This is a genomic window from Lawsonibacter sp. LCP25S3_E2 (assembly GCF_052117285.1).
Lineage (GTDB): Bacteria > Bacillota > Clostridia > Oscillospirales > Oscillospiraceae > Lawsonibacter.
The window spans coordinates 1-3,429 of record NZ_JBQKJL010000044.1; the positions used below are offsets into that span (position 1 = coordinate 1).

Sequence of the window (3,429 nt, forward strand, 5' to 3'; positions counted from 1 at the left end):
GCAGACGGTCTTTTGTTTTGCCAAAGGAGATGATGAAGTGGCAAACCCTCATTTTGAAATCAAAATCACGAAGCGAAGTAAACGGCAGTCAGCTGTTGCCGGAGCTGCCTACCAGAGCGGCGAGAATCTGTTTTCCGAGTATGACCAGAAGCACAAAGACTACCGGAAAAAGGAAGGTGTGGTCTACACGGAAATCATGCTGCCGTCCCATGCCCCGATGGAATACGCCGACCGGGAGCAGCTTTGGAACGCAGTGGAAGCAGTTGAAAACCAGTGGAACTCCCAGCTTGCCAGACGGTTTGTGCTGGCGCTGCCCAGAGAAGTGCCGGAGGAACTGTATCCACAGATGGTGCAGGACTACTGCAACCAGTTTTTTGTTTCCAAAGGCATGATTGTTGATTTTGCCATCCATGACCCCAAGCCACCGGGACACAACCCCCATTGTCATGTGATGCTGACTATGCGGGCAATGGACGAGCATGGAAAATGGCTTCCCAAAGCCAGAAAGGTTTATGACCTTGACGAGAATGGCGAGCGTATCCGACTCCCGTCCGGGAACTGGAAAAGTCATAAGGAGGACACTGTTGACTGGAACGAGCAGTATCATGGGCAGGAGTGGCGCACCGGCTGGGAAACAGTGCAGAACCGTTATCTGGAAATGGTGAACAGCCCTGTCCGTGTCGATCTCCGTTCCTATGAAAAGCAGGGGCTGGACATCATCCCCACCGTCCACATGGGAGCAGCTGTCACACAGATGGAACGCCGTGGCATCCAGACCAATATTGGCAATCTGAATCGGGACATCAAAGCCGCCAACCGCATGATGAGCGTGATCCGCAGCACCATTCAGAATCTGCGTGACTGGATCAGCGATATTCTGGAAGCCCGGAAAGAGCTGCTGGCAGAGAAGAAGCCGGAAACCGCATCACCCGACCTTATCAACCTTTTGCGGGATTATCTCAATCTGCGAAAGGCAGAACGCCGGGATTGGTCAAGATACGGTCAGCAAAAAGGTGCAACAAAAGATTTACAGTCCTTTGTCAACGCCACCAATTATCTGAAAGACCATGAGATTTTTACGCTGGAACAGCTGGACAGTGTGCTGGAGGAAGTGAAACAGAAATCCGGCAGCGTCAGCACCGGCATGAGAAAAGCCGAGAGCCGCATGAAAGTGATTACCGGCATACAGAACGCCGTTGCCGATTGTCAGCAGCATAAAGCTGTCCATGACAAGTATGTGCGAATCGGCTGGAAAACGGTGCAGTCCGTTTATGCGGAAAGCCACCGGGACGAGCTGGACGCATACAACAAGGCGTATCGTTTTTTGAAAAAGCATGGTGTTGACTTGAATGTTGATCTGGAAGTCCTGCAAGCGGAGTATGAACAGCTGCAAACTTCTCACGCAGAATATACCGGGCAGCTGGCGGCAGTGCAGGAGGAATTGAAGCCGCTGAAAGAAATCCGTTACTGGGTCAACAAGGTACTCGCCCCGGAACAGGCAGAGGTCAAAAAGAAGCCAGAGCCGAAGCACTCTGTCACCGAGCAAATCAAGGACTATCAGGAGGAATCCAGAAAAAAGGACGAGCAGCACCGGCAGGAGAAAAAGCAGAATATGGAACTGTAAGGCATCTGATTTTCAAAAGAAATCGGGTGCCTTTTGTTTTGTCAGGAGGTGGAATTTTGAATGTATTTGAAGCGGTCAAACAGAATGTGACCACCAGACAGGCAGCGGAGCTGTATGGCATCCCTGTCAGCAGAAACGGCATGGCGGTCTGCCCTTTTCACAATGATAAAAACCCCAGCATGAAACTGGACAGGCGTTTTCACTGCTTTGGCTGTCAGGCTGATGGGGATGCAGTGGATTTTGTTTCCCAGCTGTTTCAGCTGCCCAGCAAGGAAGCCGCCATGAAGATTGCTGATGATTTTGGGATTGCCTATGACAACCGGCAGAAGCCGACCGTCAAACCCCATATCCGGGAACCTACCCCAGAGCAGAAATATAGACAGGAAGAAATGCACTGCTACAAGGTCTTATGCGAATACTTCCACCTTCTCCAGAAATGGGAACAGCAGTATGCCCCGCAAACGCCGGAGGATGACCTGCATCCACTCTTTGTGGAAGCCCTGCAAAGAAAAACCTACACAGAGTATCTGCTGGATAGTTTTCTGGACGGATCGCCGGAAGAACACCGGGAGCTTGTAGCACAGCAAGGAAAAGAGGTGATGAAACTTGAACAGCGAATTGCAGAATGGACAGCAGCTGGAACTCTGCACCGTAGAACAGGTCAGAAGCAGCCTGGAACAGACCGAGAAAGGTAAGGTATCCAATGCCGCAGCCAACTATAAACGGGTGTTTCAGCTTGACCCTCTGCTGAAAGGAGCGATCCGAAAAAATCTGCTGACAGAACGAGTGGATATTGTGAAGCCCCTCGGCTGGTATCGGGACAGCCCGACCCTGACCGATGTGGACATCAAATATCTGCTCTTGTATTTTGAGGAAAACTATGGGCTGACCATCGAGAAAAAGATACAGGATGCCGTGATGGTGATTGCCAACGAAAACCGCTATCACCCTGTCCGGGATTTTCTCAATGCCTTGCAGTGGGACGGTATAGAACGCATCCGCTATTGTCTGCATCGTTTTCTGGGAGCCGATGCCGATGATTACACCTGTGAAGCCATGCGGCTGTTTCTGCTGGGAGCAATCTCACGGGCGTTCCGTCCCGGCTGTAAATTTGAAATCATGCTCTGTCTGGTGGGCGGTCAGGGAGCCGGAAAGTCCTCGTTCTTTCGGCTGCTGGCAGTTCAGGATGACTGGTTTTCCGATGACCTGAAAAAGCTGGACGATGAAAATGTGTATCGCAAGATGCAGGGACACTGGCTGATCGAGATGTCGGAGATGATTGCCACCGCCAATGCCAAGAGCATTGAGGAAATCAAATCCTTTCTCAGTCGCCAGAAGGAAACCTATAAAGTGCCATACGAAACCCACCCGGCTGACCGAAAACGGCAGTGTGTGTTCTGCGGCACTTCCAATACGCTGGATTTTCTGCCCCTTGACCGCACCGGCAACCGCCGTTTTGTGCCGGTCATGGTACATCCAGAGCTGGCAGAAATCCACATTCTGGATGATGAACCGGCAGCAAGAGCCTATCTCATACAGGTTTGGGCAGAAGCAATGGAGATTTACCGCAGCGGAAACTTCAAGCTCCGGTTCAGTCCGGCAATGAACGAGTATCTGAAAGTCCACCAGCGAGACTTCATGCCGGAGGACACCAAAGCCGGGCAGATCATCGAGTATCTGGAAAAGTGTTCGGATAACATGGTCTGCTCCAAGCAGCTGTTCCGGGAAGCCCTGGGACACAGCTTTGACGAGCCGAAGCAATGGGAAATCCGGGAGATCAACGACATTATGAACAACAGCGTGAC

General features: G+C 51.4%; 3 protein-coding genes. All 3 read left to right on the top strand.

What is annotated here, in order from left to right; genetic code table 11:
* Positions 1–37: 37 nt before the first annotated feature.
* Complete coding sequence (mobQ, locus tag ACTQ3R_RS16240) at positions 38–1,624, top strand: MobQ family relaxase (RefSeq protein WP_441780199.1); 1,587 nt, start codon at positions 38–40, stop codon at positions 1,622–1,624.
* A gap of 56 nt (positions 1,625–1,680) precedes the next feature.
* Positions 1,681–2,319, top strand: a complete 639-nt coding sequence (locus ACTQ3R_RS16245) for a CHC2 zinc finger domain-containing protein (RefSeq protein WP_412639515.1) — start codon at positions 1,681–1,683, stop codon at positions 2,317–2,319.
* On the top strand, positions 2,261–3,429 hold a 1,169-nt coding region (locus ACTQ3R_RS16250), incomplete at its 3' end, for a VapE domain-containing protein (protein WP_441780200.1). The genes ACTQ3R_RS16245 and ACTQ3R_RS16250, both read left to right, overlap by 59 nt.